25 protein-coding genes and 1 tRNA gene are annotated in these 25,529 nt (G+C 71.7%); 8 read left to right on the top strand and 18 right to left on the bottom strand.

Features of this window, described 5'->3' with window-relative positions; all coding sequences use genetic code 11:
• Positions 1-21 precede the first annotated feature (21 nt).
• The 4 genes from AMY39116_RS0307360 to AMY39116_RS0307345 form a co-directional block, all read right to left on the bottom strand.
• The gene (locus AMY39116_RS0307360) at positions 22-708 is read right to left on the bottom strand and encodes an HAD family hydrolase (RefSeq protein WP_027935721.1); all 687 of its coding nucleotides are present in this window, start codon (positions 706-708) and stop codon (positions 22-24) included.
• A 41-nt stretch (positions 709-749) separates the two neighbouring features.
• Entirely contained in the window at positions 750-1,217 is a 468-nt protein-coding gene (gene ispF / locus AMY39116_RS0307355; protein WP_020417041.1) for a 2-C-methyl-D-erythritol 2,4-cyclodiphosphate synthase, read from the bottom strand.
• Positions 1,214-1,849, bottom strand: a complete 636-nt coding sequence (locus AMY39116_RS0307350; protein WP_020417040.1) for a 2-C-methyl-D-erythritol 4-phosphate cytidylyltransferase — start codon at positions 1,847-1,849, stop codon at positions 1,214-1,216. Before AMY39116_RS0307350 ends, ispF begins: the two co-directional genes overlap by 4 nt.
• Positions 1,850-1,947: 98 nt before the next feature.
• Positions 1,948-2,439 (bottom strand): CarD family transcriptional regulator, encoded by a 492-nt coding sequence (locus AMY39116_RS0307345; protein WP_020417039.1) that lies wholly within the window; start codon positions 2,437-2,439, stop codon positions 1,948-1,950.
• Between the two features lie 325 nt (positions 2,440-2,764).
• On the opposite strand from AMY39116_RS0307345, the gene AMY39116_RS0307340 reads away from it, so the two are divergent.
• The 3 genes from AMY39116_RS0307340 (at position 2,765) to AMY39116_RS47375 (ending at position 5,533) form a co-directional block, all read left to right on the top strand.
• Positions 2,765-3,442, top strand: coding sequence for a hypothetical protein (locus AMY39116_RS0307340; protein ID WP_027935720.1), 678 nt, complete (start codon positions 2,765-2,767; stop codon positions 3,440-3,442).
• A gap of 33 nt (positions 3,443-3,475) precedes the next feature.
• On the top strand, positions 3,476-4,834 hold the full coding sequence (radA, locus tag AMY39116_RS0307335; RefSeq protein ID WP_020417037.1) for a DNA repair protein RadA: 1,359 nt from the start codon (positions 3,476-3,478) through the stop codon (positions 4,832-4,834).
• A gap of 525 nt (positions 4,835-5,359) precedes the next feature.
• The gene (locus AMY39116_RS47375; RefSeq protein WP_020417036.1) at positions 5,360-5,533 is read left to right on the top strand and encodes a hypothetical protein; all 174 of its coding nucleotides are present in this window, start codon (positions 5,360-5,362) and stop codon (positions 5,531-5,533) included.
• A gap of 51 nt (positions 5,534-5,584) precedes the next feature.
• On the opposite strand, the gene otsB is transcribed toward AMY39116_RS47375, so the two are convergent.
• From otsB to AMY39116_RS0307315, 3 genes are all read right to left on the bottom strand, one after another.
• Positions 5,585-8,116 (bottom strand): trehalose-phosphatase, encoded by a 2,532-nt coding sequence (gene otsB, locus AMY39116_RS0307325; protein WP_027935719.1) that lies wholly within the window; start codon positions 8,114-8,116, stop codon positions 5,585-5,587.
• Between the two features lie 47 nt (positions 8,117-8,163).
• Positions 8,164-9,606, bottom strand: a complete 1,443-nt coding sequence (locus AMY39116_RS0307320; protein WP_017985373.1) for a trehalose-6-phosphate synthase — start codon at positions 9,604-9,606, stop codon at positions 8,164-8,166.
• Positions 9,607-9,688: 82 nt separating this feature from the next.
• The gene (locus tag AMY39116_RS0307315) at positions 9,689-11,209 is read right to left on the bottom strand and encodes a threonine/serine exporter ThrE family protein (protein WP_020417034.1); all 1,521 of its coding nucleotides are present in this window, start codon (positions 11,207-11,209) and stop codon (positions 9,689-9,691) included.
• Positions 11,210-11,359: 150 nt separating this feature from the next.
• Between AMY39116_RS0307315 and AMY39116_RS0307310 the strand changes: the two genes are divergently transcribed.
• Positions 11,360-11,432: transfer RNA gene (locus AMY39116_RS0307310), tRNA-Thr, on the top strand.
• A gap of 80 nt (positions 11,433-11,512) precedes the next feature.
• Here AMY39116_RS0307310 and AMY39116_RS47370 read toward each other — a convergent pair.
• The 4 genes from AMY39116_RS47370 to AMY39116_RS0307285 form a co-directional block, all read right to left on the bottom strand.
• Entirely contained in the window at positions 11,513-12,094 is a 582-nt protein-coding gene (locus tag AMY39116_RS47370; protein WP_235716077.1) for a tyrosine-type recombinase/integrase, read from the bottom strand.
• A 332-nt stretch (positions 12,095-12,426) separates the two neighbouring features.
• Complete coding sequence (locus AMY39116_RS44610; protein ID WP_020417033.1) at positions 12,427-12,615, bottom strand: hypothetical protein; 189 nt, start codon at positions 12,613-12,615, stop codon at positions 12,427-12,429.
• 117 nt (positions 12,616-12,732) lie between these two features.
• Positions 12,733-14,022, bottom strand: a complete 1,290-nt coding sequence (locus AMY39116_RS0307290) for an SLC13 family permease (RefSeq protein WP_020417032.1) — start codon at positions 14,020-14,022, stop codon at positions 12,733-12,735.
• Positions 14,023-14,032: 10 nt separating this feature from the next.
• On the bottom strand, positions 14,033-14,473 hold the full coding sequence (locus AMY39116_RS0307285) for a CBS domain-containing protein (RefSeq protein WP_027935716.1): 441 nt from the start codon (positions 14,471-14,473) through the stop codon (positions 14,033-14,035).
• 387 nt (positions 14,474-14,860) lie between these two features.
• On the opposite strand from AMY39116_RS0307285, the gene AMY39116_RS42350 reads away from it, so the two are divergent.
• The 3 genes from AMY39116_RS42350 to AMY39116_RS0307270 all read left to right on the top strand — a co-directional run bounded on the left by AMY39116_RS42350 (position 14,861) and on the right by AMY39116_RS0307270 (position 16,872).
• Positions 14,861-15,451, top strand: coding sequence for a hypothetical protein (locus AMY39116_RS42350; protein ID WP_157358452.1), 591 nt, complete (start codon positions 14,861-14,863; stop codon positions 15,449-15,451).
• Positions 15,452-15,511: 60 nt separating this feature from the next.
• Positions 15,512-16,321 (top strand): PrsW family intramembrane metalloprotease, encoded by an 810-nt coding sequence (locus AMY39116_RS0307275; RefSeq protein ID WP_020417029.1) that lies wholly within the window; start codon positions 15,512-15,514, stop codon positions 16,319-16,321.
• Positions 16,322-16,434: 113 nt separating this feature from the next.
• Positions 16,435-16,872, top strand: coding sequence for an ester cyclase (locus AMY39116_RS0307270; protein ID WP_020417028.1), 438 nt, complete (start codon positions 16,435-16,437; stop codon positions 16,870-16,872).
• Positions 16,873-16,885: 13 nt separating this feature from the next.
• On the opposite strand, the gene AMY39116_RS0307265 is transcribed toward AMY39116_RS0307270, so the two are convergent.
• The 5 genes from AMY39116_RS0307265 to AMY39116_RS0307245 form a co-directional block, all read right to left on the bottom strand.
• Positions 16,886-18,094, bottom strand: coding sequence for an RNA polymerase sigma factor (locus AMY39116_RS0307265; protein ID WP_020417027.1), 1,209 nt, complete (start codon positions 18,092-18,094; stop codon positions 16,886-16,888).
• A gap of 2 nt (positions 18,095-18,096) precedes the next feature.
• Positions 18,097-18,441 (bottom strand): YciI family protein, encoded by a 345-nt coding sequence (locus AMY39116_RS0307260; RefSeq protein WP_020417026.1) that lies wholly within the window; start codon positions 18,439-18,441, stop codon positions 18,097-18,099.
• Positions 18,442-18,538: 97 nt separating this feature from the next.
• Positions 18,539-19,447 (bottom strand): endonuclease/exonuclease/phosphatase family protein, encoded by a 909-nt coding sequence (locus AMY39116_RS0307255; protein WP_051123487.1) that lies wholly within the window; start codon positions 19,445-19,447, stop codon positions 18,539-18,541.
• A 75-nt stretch (positions 19,448-19,522) separates the two neighbouring features.
• Positions 19,523-20,818, bottom strand: a complete 1,296-nt coding sequence (locus AMY39116_RS0307250; protein ID WP_020417024.1) for an MFS transporter — start codon at positions 20,816-20,818, stop codon at positions 19,523-19,525.
• A gap of 119 nt (positions 20,819-20,937) precedes the next feature.
• Complete coding sequence (locus AMY39116_RS0307245; protein WP_020417023.1) at positions 20,938-22,056, bottom strand: CdaR family transcriptional regulator; 1,119 nt, start codon at positions 22,054-22,056, stop codon at positions 20,938-20,940.
• Positions 22,057-22,164: 108 nt separating this feature from the next.
• Here AMY39116_RS0307245 and AMY39116_RS0307240 point away from each other — a divergent pair, with 108 nt between their 5' ends.
• Positions 22,165-22,941: an SDR family NAD(P)-dependent oxidoreductase gene (locus AMY39116_RS0307240; protein WP_020417022.1), complete on the top strand. Its 777-nt coding sequence runs from the start codon at positions 22,165-22,167 to the stop codon at positions 22,939-22,941.
• A gap of 1 nt (position 22,942) precedes the next feature.
• Here AMY39116_RS0307240 and AMY39116_RS0307235 read toward each other — a convergent pair whose 3' ends face one another.
• Positions 22,943-23,347 (bottom strand): CoA-binding protein, encoded by a 405-nt coding sequence (locus tag AMY39116_RS0307235; protein WP_020417021.1) that lies wholly within the window; start codon positions 23,345-23,347, stop codon positions 22,943-22,945.
• 28 nt (positions 23,348-23,375) lie between these two features.
• The gene (locus AMY39116_RS0307230) at positions 23,376-25,523 is read right to left on the bottom strand and encodes a P-loop NTPase fold protein (RefSeq protein ID WP_020417020.1); all 2,148 of its coding nucleotides are present in this window, start codon (positions 25,521-25,523) and stop codon (positions 23,376-23,378) included.
• Between the last annotated feature and the right edge of the window lie 6 nt (positions 25,524-25,529).

Raw genomic sequence — 25,529 nt, 5'->3', positions numbered from 1 at the left:
TACGGGTCACCTTGACGCCGCTCAGAGCACCCCGTGCGTGCGCAGGGCCGTGAGCAGGCCGTCCGGGCGTTCGGCGGTCGGCAGCGGGTCGACGAGGGCGAACGCGCAGCCGAGCGCCTTCGCCCCGCCGTCGGCCTCCTCGCTGTCGCCGACCATGAGCGTGTTCTCCGGCGCCACCCCGAGCTTGTCGATCAGCAGCCGGAACACCTCGGGCTGCGGCTTGATGTAGCCCTCCTCGAAGGAGAGCAGGAACTCGTCGACGAAGTCGGTGTAGCCGCGCATCGCGAACGCGGGCCGGATGTCGAAGGCGATGTTGCTCAGCACGCCGACCTTGACGCCCTTGGCGGCGGTGTCCTTCAGCGCGGCCTCGGTGTCCGGGTACGGCGTCCACTCCGCGGGGTCGATCAGGCGGTTGTAGAGCGCCTCGGCCTGGTGGGCGTGCGCGACGCCGGACTTGCGCAGCACCTCGAGGTAGATCTTGCGGTGCAGCGCCGGGTCGAGGTCCCGGTTCTCCCACGCGTGCTGGTACTCCTCGGACAGCTCGACGACCTGCCCGGTCGGGGCGGTCATGCGGCGCATCAGCTCGGTCTGCGCCTCGACGTCGAGCGGGGCGCCGTCGGGGGTCGTGAGGTCGGACAGCCAGCTGGAGTTCTGCTCGAGCCGGAAGAGGGTGCCGGAGAAGTCGAACATCACCGCCTGAATCGTCACAGAACACAGGCTACCGGGGATGACCTCGGGATTCGTGTGACTTATTCCGCCGGCAGCAGCAGCGCGGTGGCGACCGCGGCGATGCCCTCGCCGCGGCCGGTCAGGCCGAGCCCGTCGGTGGTGGTGCCGCTGACGCTGACCGCGCCGCCCGCGGCCTTGCTCAGGACGTCCTGGGCCTCTTCACGCCGCTTGCCGATGCGTGGCGCGTTGCCGATGACCTGCACCGACGCGTTGCCGAGCCGCCAGCCTTGGGCCTCGACGAGCCGACGCGCCTCGGCCACGAACTCGGCGCCGTGCGCGCCTGCCCAGCGGGGGTCGCTGGTGCCGAACACCGCGCCCAGGTCGCCGAGCCCGGCGGCGGACAGCATCGCGTCGCACAGCGCGTGGGCGGCCACGTCGCCGTCGGAGTGGCCGGCGCAGCCGTCGGCGCCCTCCCACAGCAGCCCGGCGATCCAGCACTCGCGGCCAGCCTCGATCGGATGGACGTCGACCCCGGTCCCGACCCTCAACCCTGCTCCTCGAGTAGTGCTTCCGCGACGGCCACGTCGAAGGCCGTGGTGAGCCGGAGCGCGGTGGGGTGCCCGGCCACGGTGCGCACGCTACCGGGCAGGTCCGACAGCGGGTCCGCGCCGCGTGCGCAGAGCTCGCGGAGCACTTCGGGGCGGTAGCCGACGGGGGTCTGCACGACACGCAGGTGGTCCCGGTCGGAGGTGGCGGCGATCACGTCGCCGGAAACGAGTTTGACGGTGTCGGTCACGGGTAGGACCGGGATGATCGCCTCTGCCCCGGCGAACACCGCCTCGGCCACCGCGCGGACGGTGGCGGGAGGCACGAACGGACGCGCGACGTCGTGCACGAGCACGACATCGGATTCCCCGGTGGCCTCGACGGCCGCCCGGACGGATTCGGCGCGCTCAGGACCACAGGCCAGTACCCGGCACCGGGAACCGGCGCCGGGTACTGCCCGTATGATCAATTCACAATCCCCGAGCACGGGTTTGGGAACCGCCACCGCCAGGCGGTCCGCGCATCCGGACTCCAGCAGGCCGTCCACGGCGTGCCGCAACAGCGGCGCACCGCGCACGAGCGCGCACGGGTCCGGCCCCTCGGGGTCGGCGATGAGGACTGCCGCGACCTTCATCGCCGGGGTCTCACTTCGCGGGACGAGCTGTGTCTCATGAGGCACACGCAGTAGATGAGCACGTCTGCCCGGCTCATCTCGCGAGGTCAGCCTGTGCTCTAGACGGCCGCTGTCTCCAGGACCTCGTCGAGCAGCGTCTCTGCCTTGCCCTCGTCGGTGCCCTCCGCCAGGGCGAGCTCACTGACCAGTATCTGCCGCGCCTTGGCCAGCATGCGCTTCTCGCCGGCGGACAGGCCGCGGTCCTTCTCGCGCCGCCAGAGGTCGCGCACCACTTCGGCCACCTTGTTCACATCGCCCGAGGCGAGCTTCTCGAGGTTGGCCTTGTACCGACGAGACCAGTTCGTGGGCTCCTCGGTGTGCGGCGCTCGCAGCACGTCGAAAACCCGGTTCAGACCATCCTGGCCCACGACGTCCCGCACGCCGACGATCTCGGCGTTGTCAGCGGGCACGCGAACCGTGAGGTCCCCTTGCGCGACTTTGAGGACGAGGTACTGCTTCTCCTCGCCCTTGATCACGCGGGTCTCGATCGCTTCGATGAGTGCGGCACCGTGGTGCGGGTAGACGACGGTCTCTCCGACCTTGAAAACCATGTGTCCTCTGCCCCTTTCGCTGCCTCCATCCTAGCACGCGGCGAGGGGGCCCACCTAGCGGGCCGAGATCGTCGTCGCAGGTCAGGGGCCATCCGGGGGGTTGACAAACCGATAAAGTGCATGCTCATGCAGGTGGTGGGGAACCCTGTCGACATTGATTGTCTGATCCATTGTGGACGGTTTCCGGCCCCCTCGGCGCACCCTCGGTGGCGGGCTTTCCGGCCATAGCTAGGCCCCTCCCGCCGGCCCACCACCACCCTCAACGGAGCCGCTTCGCGGCGCAGATAGGATCGGGCTGCCACTGGCTTTAGGAGGGACTGAGACCGTGAGGCTGCAGAAACGTCGTGTGGTCGGCGCGAGCGTGGTCGCCGTGGGTGCCGCCCTGGCTCTGGCCGGGTGCGGGGCCGGGCAGATCACCCAGACCAACACCATGCTGCCCGCGGTCAACGGCGCCATGGCCCAGGCGGGCAAGCTCGTCCTGCGGGACGCCGGCCTGGTGAACCGCAACGACTGCCAGCAGGCCTACGCGACCGGGTCGAGTGCCCCGCTGACGCTGGTGATCGCCAACGACGGCACCGCCGACGACGAGCTGGTCTCCGTGAGCAGCGCGAACGCGGCGAGCGCCACCGTCGAGGGCCAGAAGGCCATCGTCGCGGGCAGCAAGCTCCTGATCGGCCCGGCCAACGAGGGCGAGTCCGTGCAGCAGCCGGAGTCCAGCTCCGCGGCGCCGAGCTCGACCCAGACCTCGCCCACCTCGTCGGCCTCGCCCACCTCGTCGGCGTCCGCGTCGCCGACCGCCGGCCCCACCGGGCAGCCGACCCGGATCGGTCACGCCGAGGTCGTCCTGCAGGGCATCAAGCAGGTCGTGTGGCCCGGCCAGACCATCCCGGTCACCTTCACCTTCCGCGACGCCGGCCCGGTCACCGTGCAGCTGCCGATCCAGGCGCCCACGGTCGAGCTGAGCTGCCAGCCGTCCGGCGAGGCGGAAGCCGGCGGTCACTAGAACTGTCGGTGGTGCCAGCTAGCGTGACCGACCATGGTCAAGAAGGGCACCAGCTACCGCTGCGGTGAGTGCGGGTACGAGACCGCCAAGTGGGTCGGCCGCTGCCCGGAGTGCCAGGCGTGGGGAACCATCGAGGAGCGCGGTGACGCGCGCCCGGCGATAGCCCGCGTGGCGGCCGGCGCGCCCAGCGCCCCGGCGCGGCCGATCGGCCAGGTCGACATCGAGGCCGCGCGCGCCCGCACCACGGGCGTCGGCGAGCTGGACCGCGTGCTCGGCGGCGGGCTGGTGCCCGGCGCGGTCGTGCTGCTGGCCGGCGAGCCGGGCGTGGGCAAGTCCACCCTCCTGCTCGAGGTGGCCTACCAGTGGGCCCGCGGCGGGTCCGGGCCCGCGCTGTACGTCACCGGTGAGGAGTCCGCGGGGCAGGTCAGGCTGCGCGCCGAGCGGACGAAGAACGTGCACGAGGGCGTGTTCCTGGCGGCGGAGAGCGATCTTTCGGCGATCCTCGGGCACGTCGACGCGGTCAAGCCGGGTGTGCTGATCGTCGACTCGGTGCAGACGATGGCCTCGCCGCAGGTGGAGGGCGCGCCGGGCGGTGTCACGCAGGTCAGGGCGGTCACGGCCGGCCTGGTGGCGCTGGCGAAGGAGCGCGGCCTGCCGGTCGTGCTCGTGGGGCACGTCACGAAGGACGGCTCGGTCGCCGGGCCGCGTGTGCTGGAGCACCTGGTCGACGTGGTGCTGCACTTCGAGGGCGACCGGCACTCCACGCTGCGGATGGTGCGCGGGGTGAAGAACCGGTTCGGGCCCGCGGACGAGATCGGGTGCTTCGAGCTGCGTGAGGACGGCATCGTCGGGGTGCCGGACCCGTCCGGGCTGTTCCTGAACCGGCGGGAGGACGCGGTGCCGGGCACCGCGGTGACGGTCACGGTCGAGGGCAAGCGGCCGCTGCTGTGCGAGGTGCAGGCGCTCGTGTCGAGCGCGGGCGCGCCGCAGCCGAGGCGGGCCGTGAGCGGCCTGGACTCCGCGCGGGTGGCGATGATCCTCGCCGTGCTGGAGAAGCGCGGCAGGATCAAGCTGGGCGACCGGGACGTCTACTCGGCGACGGTCGGTGGGATGAAAGTCACCGAGCCCGCCGTCGACCTGTCGGTGTTGCTGGCGCTGTGGTCGTCGGTGCGGGACGTCGCGTTGTCGCCGCGGCTGGTGGTCGTCGGCGAGGTCGGGCTCGCCGGGGAGGTCCGCCGGGTGACCGGCGCCGGGCGGCGGCTGGCGGAAGCCGCCCGGATGGGGTTCACGCACGCGCTGGTGCCGCCCGACCCGGGCAAGCTGCCGGACGGGATACGGGTGCTGGAGGTCGACTCGGTGGCGGCGGCCCTGCACGCGGCCAACTACGCCTGACGGAGCCTGCCCGGCGTCGGCGCGCGCCGCGATGGTGTTCCCATGAGCGCAACGACCTGGACCGGGATGGGCCCCTTCGAAGACCGGCGCCCTCGCCGTCACCGACCCCCGCGGCCGGTCGCGGCGGTCGGCGGACTACTCCGTCGAGGCGTGCGTCCGCGACGTCGACGCCGTCCTCGACGCGACCGGTGTGGAGCGGCCGACCCTCGTCGGCTGGTCCGACGGCGCACTGGGCGGCCCGCAACCCGGAGCGCGTCGCCGGTGTGGTCGTGGTGGACGGCGCGTTGCCCTACGGCCTGACCGGCGAAGAGGGCCAGGAGCGGATCCAGCAGCTGTTCCACCGCATGCGGTTCCTGCTGCCCCTGGCACGCCCGTTCGGGATGGTCGCGCGGATGTCCGCCGAGCAGCACGCCGAGGTCGACATCGAGTTGAACGAGATCGCCGCGGCTCTCGCGCCGGTGCTGGAGAGCGTGTCCTGCCCGATTCGGCTACGTCCTGGCCACCGGGTCGAATCTCGGCGGTGGCGTGGAGGAGATGGAGGCGTCGCGGGCCTCGCTCGAACCGGTGCTCGCCCGCAACCCGAACCTGCGGATCAGCGCGAAGGTCGCCAGCAACCACTCGAAGATTCTGCAGAAGGACTTCCGGGCCGTCGCCGAGGCCATGCGCGAGGTCGCGGCGGCCGACCGGGTGGCCCGTTGAGACGCGAACGGCCCCTCCGGACGTGCCGGAGGGGCCGTTCGCGCAGTCGGATCAGGCGCCGGACAGCAGCTTGGCGCAGCGGATCAGCCCGAGGTGCGAGTACGCCTGCGGGTGGTTGCCCAGCGAGCGCTCCGCCACCGGGTCGTACTGCTCGGGCAGCAGACCCGTCGGGCCTGCCGCGTCGACCAGCTGCTCGAACAGCTCCTCCGCCTCGGTGCGGCGGCCGGTCAGCAGGTACGCCTCGATCAGCCACGCGGCGCACAGGTGGAACCCGCCCTCGCCGCCGGGCAGGCCGTCGTCGCGGCGGTAGCGGTACACCGTGGAACCGCTGCGCAGCTCGGCCTCGATCGCGGTCACCGTGTGCTGGAACCGCTCGTCCGACGGGTCGATCAGCCCGGCCAGCCCGACGAACAGCGAAGCCGCGTCCAGGTCGGTGCCGTCGTAGGCCGTGGTGAACGCCTGGACCTCGTCGTTCCAGCCGTGGGTCAGCACGTCGGTCGCGATCTCCTCGCGCAGGTCGTGCCACCCGGCCGGGATCTCACGCCCGTACACCTCGCCGAGCTTGATGGCGCGGTCGACGGTCACCCAGCACATGACGCGCGAGTACACCCGGTGGCGCGGCACGTGCCGCTCCTCCCAGATGCCGTGGTCGGGCTCCGACCAGCGCCGCGTGACGGCCTCGGCCATCGCGCGCACCAGCTGCCAGTCCTCGTCCCGCAGCTCGCCGCGCACCTGCGCCAGCTCGGCCACCAGCTCGACGACCGGGCCGAACACGTCCAGCTGCACCTGGTGGTTCGCCAGGTTGCCGACGCGCACCGGCCGCGAACCCGCGTAGCCGGGCAGCGAGTCGATCACGGCCTCGGCGCCCAGCTGGGTGCCGTTGATCGTGTACAGCGGGTGCAGCCGCTCCGGGCCCGCCAGCGTCGACAGCACGCCGTGCAGCCACCGCAGGTAGCCCTCGGCCTCGGCCAGCGAACCCAGCCCGACCAGCTCGCGCACGGTGAACGCCGCGTCGCGGATCCAGCAGTAGCGGTAGTCCCAGTTCCGCACGCCGCCGATCTCCTCCGGCAGCGACGTCGTGGCCGCCGCGAGCACCGCGCCGGTGTCGGCGTTGCACAGCCCGCGCAGCGTCAGCGCCGAGCGCGCGACCAGCTCCGGCTCCACGTTCGGCAGCTTCAGCGTGGTCGCCCAGTCGCTCCAGTAGGCGCCCGCCCGCGCCCGCCGCTCCGGTTCGGACAGTTCGTGCGCGGTCAGGTCGGTGGTGCCGCACCGCAGTTCGAGCACGACCGGCTCGTCCTGGGTGGGCTGGACGAGCGCGGTCGCGGTGTCGTGCAGGCCGTCGGAGGTGATCTCCCACGCCACGCCCGGCGAGCGCAGCACGATCGGCTCCGACGTGCCCAGCACGCGCAGGCCCTCGGGGTCGGGCACCAGCCGGACCGGGACACCGCCGAACTCCGGCCGCGGCGCGAACACCACGGACGCGGCGGCGGTCCCGGAGACCACGCGCACCAGGTCGGTGCGGTGCGGCGGGCCCTCCGGCTCCAGGTAGTCCGTCACCAGCAGCCGTGACCAGCGGGTCTCCACCGTCATCGTGTTCGGCAGGTACCGCTGGCCCAGCGGCAGGCCGTTGTGGTGCGGCTTGATCGAGAAGTGGCCCGCGCTGGTGCCGCCGAGCAGGTCGGCGAACACCGCGGGCGCGTCCGGGCCGGGGTGGCACATCCAGGTCAGCCGGGCGTCGGGCGTGACCAGGGCGACCGCGCGCTCGTTGGACAGCATCGACAGCCGCTCGATCGGCGGCGCCTGCTCGCCGTAGAGCCAGTTGCGGCGCTCCTCCAGCATGAACGCCAGAACCGTGGCGACGTCCTCGGTGCCGGGCACGCGGTAGGCGGCCAGGGTCTCCCCGTCGCCGACCTTGACGCCGACGTCGGGGCCGGACAGCCGCGCGAACGCCTTCTCGTCGGTGACGTCGTCACCGAGGAAGATCGCCGCGGTGGCGCCGACCTGGTGGCGCAGGGTGTCCAGCGCGCGGCCCTTGTCGGTCTGCACGACGGCGAGCTCGACGACCTCCTTGCCGTCGGTGGTCGTCACGCCCTCCCACGTGCACGGTCCACTGTGGACCTCGTCGAGCACGCGGCGGGCGGCGTCGCGGTCGGCGCGGCGGACGTGCACGGCGATGCTGGCCGGCTTGACCTCCAGGCTCACGCCCGGCACGTCACCGGCGATGCGCTCCAGCTCCTGCTCGACCCTGCGGTGCAGGTCGCGGGCCTGGGCGTCGAGCTCGTGCACGAAGCCGATGTCGAATTCGGAACCGTGGCTGCCGACCAGGTGCACCTCGTGCGGCAGTCGCGACAGGATGGCGAGGTCGCGCAGCGCGCGGCCGGAGATGACCGCGGTGGTCGTCTCGTGCAGCCCGGCCAGCGAGCGCAGCGCGCCCACCGACTCGGGCAGCGGGCGCGCCTCGTCCGGGTTGGTCACGATCGGAGCCAAGGTCCCGTCGTAGTCGCAAGCGACCAGCAATCGCGGCGTGCGAGCGATCTGCACGATCGCACGGCGCAGCTCAGCGGGCAGGGACTCGGCGGTCACCACTCCTCCTTAAGGAGCTCAAAAGCTTGTTGCTGCAGGTGGGCCACTCAGGCGGCCGGTTCGGACCCGAGTGCCTCGAGGAACGACCGTGCCCACCTGTCGACGTCGTGGGTGAGGACCTGACGCCGCAACGCGCGCATCCGGCGTCTGCCCTCGGCAGGGTCGAGCGTAATGGCCGCCTCCAACGCGTTCTTAACCCCGTCGAGATCATGCGGGTTGACGAGAAAAGCGCTGGTCAGCTCGGCGGCGGCGCCGGCGAACTCGGACAGCACGAGCGAGCCGCCGAGATCGTGACGGCACGCGACGTACTCCTTGCAGACGAGATTCATCCCATCGCGTAGTGGGGTGACGACCATGACGTCGGCCGCACTGTAGAACGCGGCCAGCTCCTTGCGGTCGACCGACTGGTGCAGGTAGTGCACCACCGGGTGACCGACGCGGGCGAACTCGCCGTTGATGCGGCCCACCATCTGCTCGATCTCGGTGCGCATCCGCTGGTAGTGCTCGACGCGTTCCCGGCTCGGGGTGGCCAGCTGGACGAAGGTGACGTCCTCGGGCTGGACCCGGCCCTCCTGGAGCAGTTCGTGCAGCGCCTGCAGCCTCAGGTCGATGCCCTTGGTGTAGTCCAGGCGGTCGACCCCGAGCAGGACGGTCTTCGGGTTGCCCAGGTCGCGGCGGATCTGCGCGGCCCGCTCCGCGACCTCCTTGGTGCGGGCGAGCGTGTCCAGGCCGGCCGCGTCGATCGAGATCGGGAACGCGCCGACCCGGACCGTGCGGTTGCCGACCTGCATCATGCCCGGCCGGGACCGCACGCCGACCGCGCCGCGGCTGGGCTCCAGCCCGAGCAGCGTGCGGGCCAGCCACAGGAAGTTCTGCGCGCCGCCGGGCCGGTGGAACCCGACCAGGTCGGCGCCGATCAGGCCGCGCACGATCTCCGCACGCCACGGCAGCTGCATGAACAGCTCGACCGGCGGGAACGGGATGTGCAGGAAGAAGCCGATGCGCAGGTCGGGGCGCAGCTCGCGGAGCATGCTCGGCACCAGCTGCAGCTGGTAGTCCTGCACCCACACGGTGGCGCCCTCGGCCGAGACCTGCGCGCTGGCCTCGGCGAAGCGGCGGTTGACCTGGACGTAGCTCTCCCACCAGCCGCGGTCGAACACCGGCGGCGCGACCACGTCGTGGTAGAGCGGCCACAGCGTGGCGTTGGAGAAGCCCTCGTAATAGTCGCGGACCTCTTCGGTGGACAGCGAGACGGGGTAGAGGACCATGCCCTCGTCGCTGAACGGGTCGACGTCGACACCCGGCACGCCCGGCCAGCCCACCCAGGCGCCCTTGCGCGAACGCAGGAACGGCTCCAGCGCCGACACCAAGCCGCCCGGACTCGCGGTCCAGCGCTGGTTGCCGTCGGCCGTCCGTTCGAGGTCGACGGGCAGCCGGTTGGCGACCACGACGAAGTCCGCCGAAGCCGTGCCGATCCCTGGTTCGCTCACGTGGCCATGCTCCCTTGTCGTCCGCTCGAACACTATCTCGCGACGGCGAACCAAGATCCACCGCGCGGTGGCCCACCAGCGGCTACTCCAGTCGCCGATCGGTCGTCCGCAGCGGACCCGCCATCCGGGGGCCGGCGAGCTTCCGTTCGAGCCGGCCGAGACCGGTCCGGACCGGCTGCGCGAGGTACTCCCCGAGTACCACGCCGGCGGCCAGCGCAAGCCCGATCGCCGCGGCTTTGATCAGCGTGGAGAGGTTGCCGTTGCTCTGCGTGGCCAGCTCATATAGGCCACGGTACGTCGACAGACCGGGCAGCAGGGGCGTGATTCCCGACACCGCCACGACCAGCGGCGTCACCTTCAGGCGGCGGGCCAGAACGCCGCCGGAGAAGCCGATCACGACGGCCGCGACGGCGGAGGAGGTGATGACGTCGAACCGGCCGACGATCACCAGCGCGCCGTAGACACCGGCGCCGATCGCGCCCGCGGCGGCGGCCACGAGCATCGACCGCAACGTCGAGTAGGAGGCGACGGCGAAGCAGGCCGCCGCGGCCGCGCCCGCGGGCACGATCACCAGCAGGCTGTCGGCGGTCTGCGCGGGCAGCACGGGTTCGGCCGGGGTGAAGCCGAGCGCCTTGGCGATGTTCAGCGCGAGGGCGACGCCGGTGATCAGGCCCGCGGACATGAGGATCGTTTCCATCGTGCGGCCCGCGGCGGTGACGTTGTAGCCGGTGATGGCGTCCTGCACCGCGGACACGGTGGACAGACCGGAGAGGAGCACGGTGATCGCCGCGGCGGCGACCAGCGTGGAGAACCGGGTCGGCACAAGACCGGTGTTGACGGCGAAGGTGGCCAGCCCCGTCGCGACCAGCCCGCCGACGGCCTGCTGGAAGAAGAACGGCAGCGCGACGCGGTTGAGGAGGCGCCCGAGCCGGTCGATGAGGGCGGAGATGATCAGCGCGCCGACCGCGACGTCCAGGGTGCCGCTGAGCAGCAGGGTGATGAAGAAGGCCATGCCGCCCCAGGCCAGCGTGGCGAACCAGCGCGGGTACGGGTGCGGCGCGGTGGTGATCTTGTGCAGCTCGGTGTAGGCCTCTTCCGCGCTGAGGTTGCCGCGCAGGATCTGCTGGACCAGCATCTCCGTCTGCGACAGGCGGGTGTAGTCGAGGCTGCGCGAGCGGACGACGCGCAGTGCCGTGATCGGGTTCGCGTCGGTGCCCCGGTGGCAGGTGACGGTGATGGACGTGAAGATGACGTCCACCTCGCAGTGCGGGAGACCGAAGGCCGCGGTGAGGGAGAGGATGGTGGCGGTCACGTCGGAGGCGCCGGCGCCGCTGGCCATCTGCACCTCGCCGACCCGGAGGACCAGGTCGAGGACGAAGTTGACCGTCGCCTCGTCCGGCAGGGCGGGACCGAGTTCGGTGGTCGCGTCCGGCGCCGGCTGCTCGCCGGTCGGCGCTTCCAGGATGTGCCAGGCCCGGCGACGCGGCTCGGTCGCCCGCCGCCGCCGGTTCGCCTTCTCGACGCCCGGGTCCTCCGGCGCTTCGAGGATGTGCCAGCCGCGCCTGCGGGTCACCGGGCCCCGGACGCGCTGGGTGCTGTTCATACGGCCGTCACCTCCTTGATTGGCCTCCCGGGTGCCCATCGCCTGGATCACGCCGGTCGTTGCAAAGGGGCAACCGTGGCGTGCGCCACTTCGCCGATCATCCACGAATCCGGGGGGCCCGGCAGCGGTTGCTAGGATGACCCCGATCAGGCCGACTTAGCTCAGCTGGTAGAGCAGCTGTCTTGTAAACAGCAGGTCAGGGGTTCGAGCCCCCTAGTCGGCTCCCCGTCTGACCAGGGTGTTTCCCTGTGGTGGGAAACACCCTGGTCAGGGCTCGTCTCAGTTTCCGTCTCAGTTGGTCGTTCAGGCCGGTACCGAAGCGGCTGTCGGTTCGTCGCCGTCACCGTCGTCTGGGCCTGTCCAGAGCAGTCCGCCGAGCTGCGTCGCGATGCTCTGCCGTAGCTCGTCGGGCACGTGCTGGTACCGCTGGGCCATGTCGATCTTGGACCAGCCCATCACGTCCATGACCGCCCGCTGCGCGACGCCGAGCACGAGCAGGAACGTCGCGGCGGTGTGCCGGGCGTCATGGAGCCGCGCCTCGCGCACCCCGGCCGCCTTCAGGACGTCCTTCCACTCGCCGTAGTCGGCTCGCGGGTCGGTCGGCCGGCCAGTTGGCTGGGCGAACATCCACCCGTCGTCCTGCCAGACGTCGGCCGCTCGCTGCCGCTCTGCGTCCTGGACCTTCCGGTGTTCGAGCAGCGCGAGCACCAGCGGCGGCGGCACGCTCAGCACGCGTCGACCGGCGCGGGACTTGGGTTCCACGACGACGAGGCCGCCACTGTGTCGTGCCGGGCAGTCAGCGCCCCGCTTGCGACCGCACTTCTTGTCCGGGTCGCAGCCGTGCTGCCAGGTCTGCCGTTGCAACGCTCGCCGGACCGTCAGCATTCCCGTGACCTGGGCAAACGGACAGTCTTCCGGACGCTTCTTCGCGCACGGCTCCGCCACCCCACACCCGTGGTGCCACTGGCCTTGAGGTCGGTCCACTTGAGGCCGATCGCCTCGCCCTGCCGCAGTCCCAGCGCGAGGGCGATGGCCCAGCGCACGCCGTTTCGCCGGTCATGGGCAACGTGGAGGATTGCCCGCGCGTCGTCCACGGTCAGAGGCTCGATCTCGGTCTCTTCGATCTTCGGTGACCGCACGGCGCGGATCGGATTGCGCGTGATCCGGTTCCGTCGCTCGGCTTCGTTGAGGGACGCGCGCAGAGCGATGTGGACCTGTTACAGGGTTGCCGACTTGGCGCCTTCATTCCGCAGGCGCGCATAGAACCGTTCGATGTGTTCGGATTCGAGCCGCGTCAGCTTGTGCGTGCCGATCCCCGGGACGATGTACTTGTCGACCGCAGTCCAGTAGTAGCTGCGGGTCTTGTAGCGGACGTTCGGCACGGCGATCGTTTCGTACCAGTGCATCACCCACTTCTCGACCGTCCATTCCTGGCCGGGCCTCCGGACCGTGCCCGCGTCGCGCTCTCGTTCGAGTTTCCGGACCTTTTTGATGACCTCGGTTTCCGTCTTGGCTTGAAGGGCTCACCCCAGCACGAAGTACCTCAGCCACAGGTACGGCGCCGCCAGCGTGACGGTCATCAAAGTGACCACCGCGCCTTTCCGGGTGAATTCCCAGAACGAGATCGGTGTGCCGGCGCGCGCGGCGATTCCCAGCATCACCACGTTCGCGCTGGCGCCGATCGCCGTGAGGTTTCCGCCGAAGTCGGCTCCCAGGGCCAGCGCCCACCACAGCGCCTGGGCCTGCCCGGGATCCGGCAGGTCCGCCACCAGGCCCGCCACGAGCGGGCTCATCGTCGCCACGTAGGGGATGTTGTCGATGAAACCGGAGAGCACCGCGGAGACCACCAGGATCAGCATCACGGCCAGCAGCGCGTTCCCGCCGGTCGCGTCCGCCGCGAGTCGCGCCAGGCGGCCGATCACTCCGGTGTGCACGAGCGCGCCGATCATGATGAACAGGCCCGCGAAGAACAGCAGCGTCTCCCATTCGACCGCGGCCAGGTAGTCCCGCGGCCGGGTGCCCGAGACGAGCACGAGGACCCCGGCGCCGAGCAGCGCCACGACCGACGGGTCCAGGTGGAACACCGAATGCCCGATAAACCCGGTGAACACCAGCGCCAGCACGACGCCGCACTTCACCAGCAACCGCTTGTCGCGGATGGCTTCGCGCTCGTCGAGGGTCATCACCTCGGCGATGCGCGCCGGGTCCGCGTCGAATGCGCCGCGGAACAGCCAGCGCAGCACCAGCGCGAACACGGCGACCTCGACGACCACGATCGGCGCCAGGTGCACGAGGAAGTCGTTGAACGTCAGGCCGGCGCGGCTGCCGATGATGATGTTCGGCGGATCGCCGATCAGCGTCGCGGTGCCGCCGATGTTCGACGCGAACACCTCGGCGATCAGGAACGGCACCGGGCTGATCCCGAGCCGGTCGCACACCAGCAGCGTCACCGGTGCGATCAGCAGGACCGTGGTGACGTTGTCCAGGAACGCCGACGCCGTCGCCGTCAGCAGGACCAGCAGGACCATCACCCGCAGCGGCGAGCCCTTCGCGCGCTTGGCCGCCCAGATCGCGGTGAACTCGAAGACACCGGTGCGGCGCAGGATCCCGACGATGATCATCATGCCGAGCAGCAGGAACACGACGTCCCAGTCGATGCCGGTGTCGTGCGAGTAGAACGCCTCGTCCGAACCGACCACGCCCGCCGCGAGCACGATCCCGGCGCCACCCAGCGCCGCGGCCGCCTTCGGGACGCGGTCGGTCGCGATCAGCAGGTAGGCGACCGCGAACACGACGATCGCGAGCACGGTCACCGCACACCGCCTACCGCAGCGCCAGCTCCAGCAGCCGCGACGCGGTGATCACCCCGGTGAGCCCGTCGCCGTCCACCACCGCCACCAGGGGACAGCGCAACCGCGCCATCGCCGCAGCGACCTCCACGATCGTGTCGTCGGCCTTGACCACGGGCAGCTCCGGCCGGTCCTCGGGCAGCAGAGCCCGGACGGTCTTGCCGTGCAGCTTCTCCGCCACCCGGTCGGCCATCGACTCCGACAGCACCCCCGCGAGCGACGGGTCGTCCTGGACGTAGTGCGGCACCAGCAACCGCACCACCTGCGACGCGGGCAGGACCGCCACCGGACGGCCGCGCGGATCGGTGACGACCAGGCCGGGCAGCCGGTTCGCGGCCAGCAGGCGGGCCGCCTCGAGAGCGTCCGAATCCGACGCGACGACCGGGAAGTCCTCGGCCATCTCCGACGCGTGCATGCCCGCAGCGTACGACGATCTCGCCGCGGTCACCGGTTCTTGCCGGGATCCTGACGAGCACCACCGCGCCACTCCTGCCGTCGACCGTTCGCCCGGCCCTGCTCAGGACGGGTGTGCCGACCAGACTTCCCGGCGCGCCGACCGTAAAGATGCCGCACGGAGGCGACCGCGGCAAGCCGGGCGGCGTCGACGGTGCACGGAATGACGCGGGTATCGGAATACCTATTGCCAATCGCTCATTCGGCGGAATCGCGGCCGCCCTCCTGGACATAAAGTCCGGCGGGGAGGTTTTCCGTGGGCAGAAGAATCGGCGGTAAGGGCGGTGGTTCCGACCCCGGTCCCGGTAAGAAGACCGGCCGGGTCGTGGCTGCGGCCGCACTGGTCGGCGTGGTCGGCGTGACCAGCGGGACGGTCAGCCTGGGTGGCAGTGCCGCGATCGAGGGCGCGGTCGCGGACTCGGGCGCGAACGCGGTGGCTGGACGTGGCCTGAACAGCCGGAAGGCCGACAGCAAGCGTTCCGCAGGCCGAGGACGTCCGGATGAGGCGTGGCAGCGTCTGGGACTGCGCGGCATGCGGAAAACCGCGAAGCGGGATGCCTCGTGCCTGATTCATTCGCACGGCGAAATCCGCGAATTCTTCCTGCGCACGCCGTGCACTTCGCTGGACCGTCAATTGCTCGCGATCGGTGACGGCAACGGGAACACCGCGCTGGTGTCCGTCGTCTGGGTGAGTTTCCGCTCTCGTGGCCAAGCGCGCGACTTCGAGCGCCTGGAGAAGATCCACGGCAACGGTGACATCACGCCACTGGCGGCCTCGCTGATCCAGATGGCCGACGTGCGGTTCACGGCGCACCACTTCGACTCCCGGTTGGCGGGCAACACCGTCGTCATCGCCGAGAGTGAACGGGCGACCGGGCAGGTCAGCGAAGCCGTGCTGGACGCGCTGGCCGAGGTGGCCGTCCACCTGCCGCGCGCCTGAGCGGGGTAACGCCGCCTGGCGTCGGGCCGATTTCTGGTCACCGGGCTTAGCGGAGGTGCCATGCGGACGCGGACCGCGACTTGGAAGGTGTCCTGGCGGTGGGCGTGGGTGCTCGTGCTCGTCGTGGGGCTCGGGTTGTTCGAGCTCGTCCGGCGGGTTCTGCTGGACACCGAGAACCCCAACCTGGTGCCCTCCCTGATCCTGCTCGGCGCCGTCGTCGGGCCGGCCACCTTCGTCACCTTCGTGTGGGGGCGGCGGCTCTCCTTCGGGGTCGATCCGGTGCTCGTCGGGCTCGTCGCCATCGTGGGCGGTGTGGTCGGCGTCGTCACGGCCGGGGCGCTCGAGTACGACGTTCTCAAGGACCTCGGTCCCTTCCAGATGGCCGGGGTCGGCGTCATCGAGGAGACCGCGAAGCTCATCGCGCCCGCCGTCGTCCTCCTGGTCGTCCGCGACCGCCGCGCGGCGACCGGGCTCCTGCTCGGCGTCGCGTCCGGGGCGGGCTTCGCGGCGCTCGAAACGATGGGCTACGCCCTCGTCGCGTTCCTCAAGTCCCAGGGCGAGATCAGCGCCGTCGACCAGACGCTGCTGATCCGCGGCGTGCTCAGCCCGGCCACGCACATGGCCTGGACGGGGCTGACCGCCGCCGCGTTGTGGGCGGCGGTCCGGCACCGCGGGCGGTCCCGCTGGATGGGCCGCTTCGCCGTGACGTTCGTCGTCGCCGTGGCGCTGCACGCCGCGTGGGACGGGATCGGCACGACGCTCAGCTACGTCGTGCTCGCCGCCCTCAGCCTCGGGCTGCTCGCGCTGGCCGTGCACCGCATCGGCCACCACCGCTCGCCCTACAGCCGCCGCGTCCGCGCCGCGCGATAAAGAGCCCTAAGCCTCTGGCCGTGCCGCGCGCGCCGGGTGTGCACTGCGGGTCGCGGCCGCGGCAGTACTCAGCGGGCGCCGCCCGCCCCGGCGCGGCCGGAAGGAGGCACCTCATGACTTCCGACGAGCGGCGCGAACGGTTGCGCCGGGTGCTGGACCTGATGTGGAACCAGGGCGAGCTCGACGCCTGCGAAGAGCTGTGCGCGCCGCACTGCACGTTCCACGACCCGACCTTCGAAGTGGACGGCGTCGCCGGGTTCCAGCGCCAGGTCAGCGACCTGCGCACCGCCAACCCGGACCTGCACATGGACATCCACGACGTGCTCGTCGACGGCGACCTGTGCGCGGTCCGGTTCACCATGGGCGGCACGTCGCGGGCGGAATTCCGCGGCCTGCCCGCGACCGGCAAGACGTACGTGATGACCGGCATGATGTGCGCCAAGTGGGCCGACGACCGGATCGTGGAGATGTGGGTCAACTACGACATGCTCGGCGCGTTGCAGCAGCTGGGCATCATCCCGGAGATGGCGCCCCGCGAGACGGCCGGCTGAAAACCGGCGCGCCTCAGCCCAGTTCGGCGAGGCGCAGGCGCAGGTGGGCGGCCTGCGGTTCGCTCATCCCGAGCGCCAGCGCCTGCCGGTACGCGGTCCGCGCCTCGGCTGCCGCACCCAGCCGGTGCAGCAGTTCGGCGCGGGCCGCGTGCCACCACGGGTACGAAGTCAGCCCGGGGATCGCGTCCACCAACGCCAGGCCGGCCGCCGGGCCGTCCCGCTCGGCCACCGCCACCGCGTGGTTCAGGCGGACCACCGGCGTGTCGGAGATGCGCAGCAACACGTCGTACCAGGAGATCACGGCGTCCCAGTCCGTCTCGGCGTAGGACGGCGCCAGCGCGTGGCAGGCGGCGATCGCGGCCTGGACGACGTACCGGTCCGGTTCCACCGCGCGCCGCAGGCCGCGGCCCACCAGCGACACGCCCTCCTTGATCGCGGAGCGGTCCCACCGCGACCGGTCCTGGTCCGGCAGCAGCACCGGCACCCCGTCGGCGTCCACCCGCGCGTCGCGTCGGGAGTTCTGCAGCAGCAACAACGCGAGCAGCCCCAGCACCGTCGGCTCGTCGGGCATCAGCGAAGCCAGCAGCCGCGCGAGCCGGATCGCCTCCGCGGTCAGCTCGGCGCGCACCAGGTCGGCGCCCGCCGCGGCGGCGTAGCCCTCGTTGAAGATCAGGTACACCGTCGCGGCGACCGCCGTCAGCCGGTCCGGCAGCTCGGCCGCCTCCGGCACGCGGTACGGGATCCGCGCCCGCGCGATCTTCTGCTTCGCCCGCGTCAGGCGCTTCGCCATCGTCGCCTCGGGCACCAGCAGCGCCCGCGCGACCTCGGCGGTCGACAACCCGCCGAGGGTCCGCAAGGCGAGCGCCACCTGAGCCTCCAGCGACAACGCCGGGTGGCAGCAGGTGAACACGAGGCGCAACAGGTCGTCCGCGACCACCTCGGCCGGCTCCGGTTCGACGAACGGCATCGCCGCCGCCTCCTTCCCGGATCGCGCGGCCTCGCGGCGGAACAGGTCCACGGCCCGCCGCTTCGCGGTGACCAGCAGCCAGCCACGCGGGTTGTCCGGCACGCCGTCGCGCGGCCAGGTCTCCAGCGCCCGCACGACGGCGTCCTGCACCGCGTCCTCGGCGAGGCCGACGCTGCCGGTGACGCGGATCAGCGTGGCCAGCACGCGGGTCCCCTCGTCCCGCACCAGCCGCGCGACCGCGTCACCGGCCTCCACGGTCAGAACTCGATCACCGGGCGGACCTCGACGACGCCGTCCCAGGCGGCCGGGAGCTGCGCGGCGAGCTTCACCGCCTCGTCGAGGTCGGCGCACTCGAGCAGGTAGAAGCCGGTCAGGGCCTCCTTGGTCTCCACGTAGGGGCCGTCGCTGGTCAGGATTTCGCCGCCCTTCCCGCCGGACACCCGCACGGTGGTCGCGGTCGAGGTCGGGTACAGCGCCTTCCCGCCCCTGATGACGGCGGCGGCGGCTTCGCCGAACTCCCGGTACTCCTTGATCGTCTCCGCGTACTCGGGCTGCGACCAGTCGACGTCCGCGGCGTACAGCAGGGCGGCATAGGTGGGCATTGGCTGCTCCTCCCGTGTGGGCACCGGCGCCGGTCGCCGGTGTTCACGATAAGGACGAACAGCCTCCCACCGCGCGGGACACCGGGCCGGACTTTTTTCAGCTCAGCCGCACCAGCGCCTGCACCGGCACGTGGTCGGACGGGTAGCGGCCGTCCACGCGGAACGTGTTGATCGCCGCAGCCAGGACCGACACCCGCGAGTTCGCCAGCACCCAGTCGATCCGGTTCGCGCCCAGCACCGGGTCGCGGTAGTTCGGGAACGTGCCCCACTCCGGCGTGAGCTGCTTCGCCGCCGTGCGCCAGGTGTCGGACAGCCCGCCCTCGATCAGCGTCCGGTACGACACCGAGTCGGCCGGGGTGTTGAAGTCGCCGGTCAGCACCACCGGCAGCGCCGGGTCGAAGCCGGCGATCCGGTCGCGCACCAAGCCCGCGCTGCGCTGCCGCGCGTTCTCCGACTGGTGGTCGAAGTGGGTGTTGACGTGCACGAACTCCTTGCCGGTGCGGGCATCGCGGAAGCGCACCCAGGTGACCATCCGCACGACGTTGTTGCCCCAGGACTTCGACCCGATCACGTACGGCGTGTCGGACAGCCAGAAGTGGTCGAAGTCGAGCGGCTCGACGCGGCGCGTGTCGTAGTAGATCGCCATGAACTCGCCGCGCCCGCCGCCCTCGCGGCCGAGGCCGATCCACTCGTAGTGCTTGGGCAGGTCCGCCGCGATCTCCTTGACCTGGTGGTACAGGCCCTCCTGGATGCCCAGCACGGTGGGCTGCTCGATCTCCAGGAACCGCGCGAGCACCGGCCGCCGGTCGGTCCACGAGTCCGGCGTGCCCGGCGCGGCCTTGGTGTCCAGGCGGATGTTGAACGTGGTCACGTGCAGCGTGTCGCCGGCGGCGCGGCCGATCACCGCGTCGTCCCCGGGCCGGGCCTGCGCCCCGCTCGCGGTCATCAACGTCACCGCACCCGCGCCGGCGAGGCCGAGTGCACCCCTTCGAGTGATGTCAGACATGTGCGCACTTTGTCCGTTCCGCGTGTGGCGGTGCCGGCCGTCAGGCGACGCCCGGGCGAACAACGCGCGTCGATCTCACTCGAGTTCGTTGCCCCGGGTCTCGCGCAGGAACCAGACGCACACCGCGCAAATCACCGCTATCCCCGCGACGTACCCGGAAACCGGCAGGGACGAACCCGTCGCGGCGATGAGTTGCGTGGCCAGGATCGGGCTCACCCCACCGCCGATCACGCCGCTGGCGTTGTACGCGATCGACGCGCCGGTGTAGCGGTAGCGGGTCGCGAACAGCTCCGGCAGGAACGCGCCCATCGGCGCGAACAACGCGGCGAACGCGATCATCCCGACCGCCATCGCGAGCGCGATCAGCACCGGGTTGCCCGTGTTGATCAGCGCGAACAGCGGGAACGCCCAGGCCACCGCGAGCACCGCGGCGCCGAGGCACACCCGGCGGCGGCCGACCCGGTCCGACCACGTCGCGAGCAGCGGGGTCGCCAGGCCCATCACGAGCGCGCTGATCATGGCGCAGATCAGCAGCATGTTCTTGTCCAGCTTGAGCACCGTGGTGCCGTAGGACAGCGAGAACGTGGTGATCGTGTAGAAGAGCGTGTGCGCCAGGATGAACGCGCACGTGCTGAGGAACAGGGTCTTCGGCTGCCGCTGCAGGACCTCGACGATCGGCACCTTCGCCTTGTCGTGCTCGGCCATCGCGCGCTCGAACACCGGCGTCTCGGCGATCTTCATCCGGATGTAGTAGCCGATGACGATGAGCAGCGAGCTGGCCAGGAACGGGATGCGCCAGCCCCAGTCGTCGAAGGACTCCTGCGACATCGTCCCGCCCAGCACCAGGAACGCGCCGCCCGCGATGATGAACCCGATCGCCGGCCCCATCTGCGGGAAGCTCGACCACAGGCCGCGCCGGTTGCGTGGCGCGTACTCGGTGGCCAGCAGCACCGCGCCGCCCCACTCGCCGCCGAGCCCGAAGCCCTGCAGGAACCGGCACAGCACGAGCAGGATCGGCGCGCCGATGCCGATCGCGCTGTAGGTGGGCAGCGCGCCGATCGCGACCGTGCCGGTGCCCATGACCAGCAGCGACGCGACGAGCATCGCCTTGCGCCCGATCCGGTCGCCGAAGTGCCCGAACACGACCGCGCCGACCGGCCGCGCGACGAACCCGACCCCGAAGGTCGCGAACGCGGCCAGCGTGCCGGCTAGCGGGGAGAACGTCGGGAAGAACTGGTGCCCGAACACCAGCGCCGCGGCCGTGCCGTAGAGGTAGAAGTCGTAGAACTCGATGGCTGTGCCGATGAAACTGGCGATCGCGATCCGCGAGGCCGACACCGGGGCGGCGGACGTCTGCGCGGCGGTACTCATCGGCTGCTCCTTCGGGGCCGGTTGATCCGGTGGGAGTATCTGCGCAACCCCGGCGGGTGACGACCTACGGTGGTCGGGTTTTGCCGGCCGCGATTCCTCATCCTGTCGAAACGGGCAGGTCAGTCGCGTACCAGGGGGAGCAGTTTCAGGCCGAGGTGCAGGGTGAGCCGGTGTTCGCCGTCGGCGAGGTCGAGTCCGGTGATCTCCTCGATCCGGTGCAGCCGGTAGTACAGCGACGTGCGGTGGATGTGCAGCGCGGCGGCCGTGTCCAGGCTCGATCCGGCGTGGTCGAGGTAGGCGGCGAGGGTTTCCACGAGCCGTCCGCCCGGGTCCTTGGCGACCAGCGCGAGCAGCGGCTCGGGCAGGTGCGCCCTGGCCGGCGCGGGGACGCGCAGGAGCAGGCCGTAGGCGCCGAGGTCGTTCCAGTGCGCGATGCCGTCGAAGCGGGGCAGCGTCGCGGCGGCCCGGACGGCGACGGCGGCGCGGTCCCGGGCGACCCACGCCTGGCCGTCGGCGGACGTGCCGATGCCTGCCACGCAGCGGGCGCCCGCGCCGAGGACGTCCTCGGCCTGCTTGACGATCGCCGCGGCGTTCGCGGCGCCGAGCAGCACGCCCTGCCGTCCGCGCACGTAGAAGGACGGTTCGCGGCCGCGGGTGGCGGCCTCCAGCGCGGTCCGCAGCGCCACTTCGATCCGGGCGGTTTCGCCGGAGAGGACCTCGGCGATCAGCACCGTGGACGTGTCCGGGAAGTCGTGCGTGACCGCGCGCTCGGCCGGGTCCGCGCTGAGCAGCCGTTGCAGGGTCTCCTCGCGCGCCGCGCGTTCGGAGTCGGCGACCAGGAAGTCCCGGTAGAGCAGGGCGGCCATGGGCTCGGCGGCGGTCTTGATCGCGTCCAGGTCGGCGGCGGTGAGCGTGCCGTCCGGGTCGATCACCATCAGCAGGCCGAGGAGGGTGCCGCGCCAGCGCAACGGCATGCTGACGCGGGCGAGCATGTCCAGGTCGGGCCGGGGCGGGATGACGCCGGGGCCGGTCCACCGGGTCACCCCCTGGGCCAGGATGTGGCCGATCGCCTCGCTGCCCGCGCTGCGCTGCAGCATCGCGCGCACCCGCACGGCGTCCTCGTCGCCGAAGTGCCTGCTCGCGCACAGCAGCCGGACCGACGGGTCGTTGATCGCCACCGACCGGCCGAGATCCTCCGCGAGCGCGTCGACCCTCCGCTGCAGTTCGCTCCCGACCATGGACCCATGATCCACCAGGCCGTTCCTCCGGTTTTCGGAACGGCCGCCGCGCGGTCTTCGACGTCCGTCGGTTCCGGGCAGGCCGGTGGCGTGCCGATACTGCGGGGCATGGGGAGACTGGCCGGCAAGGTGGCGCTCGTCTTCGGCGCGGGCTCCAGCGGTGACGGGATGAGCAACGGCAAGGCGGCCGCGCTCGCCTTCGCGCGGGAGGGGGCGCGGGTCGCGGCGATCGACATCCGGGCCGCGGAGGCGACGCGCACTGCCGCGGAGATCACGGCGGCGGGCGGTGACGCGCTGGCGCTGACCGCGGACGTCACGGACGAAGCGCAGGTGGCCGAAGCGGTCGAGGCCGCGTCCGAGCTGGGGCCGCCGTCGGTGCTGCACAACAACGTCGGCGCGACGCGGGTCGGGGACGTGGCGGACCTGTCACTGGCGGAGTGGGACGCCGCGCTCGCGGTGAACCTGCGGCCGGTGTTCCTGACCTGCAAGCACGTGGTGCCGCGGATGCTCACGGCAGGCGGCGGCGCGATCGTGAACGTCTCGTCGATCGCCGCGATCCGCGACACCGGTTACGTCTACCCGGCCTACAGCTCGGCGAAGGCGGCGGTGAACCAGCTGACGGTCGCGCTGGCGCTGCGGTACGCGGATGCCGGGATCCGGGTCAACGCGATCCTGCCGGGGCTGATCGAGACGCCGCTGGTGACACGCGGCATCGCGGCCGATCCCGGTGAGCTGGCGCGGCGGCACGCGGCCAGCCCGACGGGGCGGATGGGCAGCCCGTGGGACGTGGCCGCCGCGGCGGTGTTCCTGGCCTCGGACGAGGCGGCCTACGTCAACGGGGTCTGCCTGCCGGTGGACGGCGGGCTGACCGCGCGCTGCGCCTGACTCACTTCCGGATCCGGGCGAGGGCGCGGACGACCGCGATGCACCGGTCCTCGACGTAGTTCAGCCCGCCGGACTCGGCGATGCGCCGGGCCTCCGCCGAGACGATGCCCTGCTGCAGCCACAACGTCTTCGCCCCGATCGCGACAGCCTGCTCCGCCACCCCCGGCGCCTCGCGCGCCGGGCGGAAGACGTCGACGATGTCCACGGGCTCGGGGATGTCGGCGAGGCTCCGGTAGACCTTCTCGCCGAGGAGCTCGTCGGCGGAGGGGTGCACCGGGATCACCCGGAACCCGGCGGCCTGCATCGCGGCCGGAACCGAGTGCGCGGCCTTCGCCGGGTCACGGCTCAGGCCCACCACGGCGATGGTGTTCGCGGCTTTCAGGACTTCTTCGGCAAGGTCGGCCATATCCGTGGAAACCGCCGCCGAACAGGCGCTATTCCACGGCGAGCCCGCGGGCGGCGCGGAAGGAGGCGAGCAGGTCCATCGACACCCGCGGGTCGAACGCCATCTGCTGCCGGGCCAGCGCGAGCAGCTGCGGTTCGCCGCCGGGCACACCGTAGAGCCGGTCGCGGGTGAGGTCGTCGGTGAACACCTCCAGGATCGTCGCGCTGAACAGCAGGTACGCGGCGGCCTGCGTGCGCAGCGCGGCGAGCCCGTCGCCCGAGTCGATCTTCGTCGCCAGCGCGCGCAGCTCCCCGGGTCCGCGCACGGTCGGGATCGACACCAGGTCCGCGATGAGCCCGGACCGCTCCGGCGAGGGTTCGATGCCGCGCGCGGCCCCGGTGAAGGCGTGCGCCTTGCGGTCCAGCTCGCGCCGGACCAGCACCTCGACGACCGCGCTCAGCTGCTGCCCGGCAGGCACGTCGAGCAGTTCGACGACCGTGCGCCGCAGGTCCCGGGGCAGGCCGCCGGACAGGCAGTGGCACAGGCAGACGAACTGCTCCGGCAGCCCGAGCACGCGGCGGCTGATCCAGTTCCGCGTGTCGTCCGGGGTGAAGTTGTCCAGCCGCACCATCTCGGAGAAGGCGCTGTCGAACGCGTCGCGCGCCGGGATGCCGCGGCGCTCGAAGGAGACGATCGCGTCGTCCGACACCGACACCAGGAACAGGCACCCGGGCACGTCGAAGACGCCCTTGATGTCGTTGATCAGCTCCTGGGCCTTCTCCGGCTCGGCGATCTTGTCCAGCTCGTCGATCGCGATGACCACCCGCTCGGTCACGCCGGTGGCCCGCAGTACCTCGGCCGCGTGCTCGGCGAAGGCGCGGAACTCGTCGACGACCTCGGGGTAGCTGAGCTGCTGTTCGGCGCTCTGCGTGGAGCGGGTCCACCCGGCCTCGCTCTTCAGCGGCAGGGTGAGCTTGCCGGACCAGCCGGTGGTGTAGGTCTGCAGGAACCGGATGCGCCGCAATTGCTGCCCGGCGACCGCGCGCAGCTCACGCAGGCGCGGGTCGGCCGGCCGCAACGGACGCAGTCCGCGCGCCGCCCGCCAGGCGAACGCGCTCAGGTCGGCGACGACGGCCAGCGCGACGAGCGCGGCGAGCACCAGGACCGCGATCCGCCAGCCGGTCAGATCGCGGAACAGCGGCGGCGGATCGGTGACGAACTCCAGCGGCGTCCGCCCCCACGCCCAGGCGCCGAGCAGCACCGGCACCGCGATCGCGACGAGGTGGGCCAGCAGGGAGCGCACCACGTGCGCGGCCCGTTCCCGTCGCCGGACCGGGGCCGCCAGGCGGGCGAACGTCGCCCACCGCTGCGGTTGCCCGGCGCCATGGGTGCGGGTGATGACCTCCTTGCACAGCAGGGCGTGCAGGTAGAGGACGAAGTCGCGGGCGTCGTAGCGGGCGGGCGCGGACGCGACCACGGCGAGCGGCGGCCGGTCCGGATCACCGAGCACCCCGCCTGCCACGAACCGGATCGCGGTGGTCTTGCCGACCCCGCGGTGCCCGGCGAGCGCGATCGCCCCGGTCTCCGACCGCGCGACGGCGGTGCGCAGACGCTCCCCGGCGCCCGTGATGACCGGCGTCGCGGAGGGGGATTCGCGGTAGAGGCCGTCGACCGCGCGGTAGGCGAACTCGGTGCTGTCCGGCGGAGTCCGCTTCTCCTCGACGTAGCGGACCAGCGCCGGCCACACGATCTGCTCGACCGCGTACACCCGCCACAGGTCCTCGACGGGCAACGCGCCGACGCGGCGGAACAGCCCGCGCAGCGGCGCGATCCAGCGGTACCCGATGCGGCAGGCGATCGCGAGCACGGCGAGGTAGGCGGCCACCGCGAACGCGGCGAACCCCCACGGCAGCTGCGGCCACGCCCGGACCAGCAGCAGGTGGTAGCCGAACACGACGGCGAAGGCGGCGGCGAGCCGGAGGTCGACGAGCCGGTGCTCGGGCAGCCTCGACGTGATCACGCCCTCGAAGGCGGGGTCGCGCAGGAAGGTGTCGCGCCCGGTGGTCAGCCGTTCGCGCAGCTCCGGGTCCGCGGACAACGCCTCGCGCGCCTCGCGCAGCGGGATCCGCTCCTCGGCGAGCAGGTCGCGCGCGTCGTCACCGAATAGGACGCCTGCGATCAGCTCGTCGTCCCCCATGGCGAT

Origin of the sequence: Amycolatopsis sp. ATCC 39116, from assembly GCF_000231075.2 — a bacterium.
GTDB classification, from domain to species: Bacteria; Actinomycetota; Actinomycetes; order Mycobacteriales; family Pseudonocardiaceae; genus Amycolatopsis_E; species Amycolatopsis_E tucumanensis.
The sequence above is the reverse complement of the archived record's forward strand: the minus strand, read 5'-3'. Positions and strand labels throughout refer to the sequence as shown.

Coding starts and splice junctions, on each gene's coding strand:
- AMY39116_RS0307350 (WP_020417040.1), bottom strand. CDS start 1,849: ATGAAGGTCGCGGCAGTCCTCATCGCCGACCCCGAGGGGCCGGACCCG.
- AMY39116_RS0307345 (WP_020417039.1), bottom strand. CDS start 2,439: ATGGTTTTCAAGGTCGGAGAGACCGTCGTCTACCCGCACCACGGTGCC.
- radA (WP_020417037.1), top strand. CDS start 3,476: ATGGTCAAGAAGGGCACCAGCTACCGCTGCGGTGAGTGCGGGTACGAG.
- AMY39116_RS0307315 (WP_020417034.1), bottom strand. CDS start 11,209: ATGAACAGCACCCAGCGCGTCCGGGGCCCGGTGACCCGCAGGCGCGGC.
- AMY39116_RS47370 (WP_235716077.1), bottom strand. CDS start 12,094: ATGCTGACGGTCCGGCGAGCGTTGCAACGGCAGACCTGGCAGCACGGC.
- AMY39116_RS44610 (WP_020417033.1), bottom strand. CDS start 12,615: ATGCACTGGTACGAAACGATCGCCGTGCCGAACGTCCGCTACAAGACC.
- AMY39116_RS0307285 (WP_027935716.1), bottom strand. CDS start 14,473: ATGCACGCGTCGGAGATGGCCGAGGACTTCCCGGTCGTCGCGTCGGAT.
- AMY39116_RS0307275 (WP_020417029.1), top strand. CDS start 15,512: ATGCGGACGCGGACCGCGACTTGGAAGGTGTCCTGGCGGTGGGCGTGG.
- AMY39116_RS0307270 (WP_020417028.1), top strand. CDS start 16,435: ATGACTTCCGACGAGCGGCGCGAACGGTTGCGCCGGGTGCTGGACCTG.
- AMY39116_RS0307260 (WP_020417026.1), bottom strand. CDS start 18,441: ATGCCCACCTATGCCGCCCTGCTGTACGCCGCGGACGTCGACTGGTCG.
- AMY39116_RS0307255 (WP_051123487.1), bottom strand. CDS start 19,447: ATGTCTGACATCACTCGAAGGGGTGCACTCGGCCTCGCCGGCGCGGGT.
- AMY39116_RS0307250 (WP_020417024.1), bottom strand. CDS start 20,818: ATGAGTACCGCCGCGCAGACGTCCGCCGCCCCGGTGTCGGCCTCGCGG.
- AMY39116_RS0307245 (WP_020417023.1), bottom strand. CDS start 22,056: ATGGTCGGGAGCGAACTGCAGCGGAGGGTCGACGCGCTCGCGGAGGAT.
- AMY39116_RS0307240 (WP_020417022.1), top strand. CDS start 22,165: ATGGGGAGACTGGCCGGCAAGGTGGCGCTCGTCTTCGGCGCGGGCTCC.
- AMY39116_RS0307235 (WP_020417021.1), bottom strand. CDS start 23,347: ATGGCCGACCTTGCCGAAGAAGTCCTGAAAGCCGCGAACACCATCGCC.
- AMY39116_RS0307230 (WP_020417020.1), bottom strand. CDS start 25,523: ATGGGGGACGACGAGCTGATCGCAGGCGTCCTATTCGGTGACGACGCG.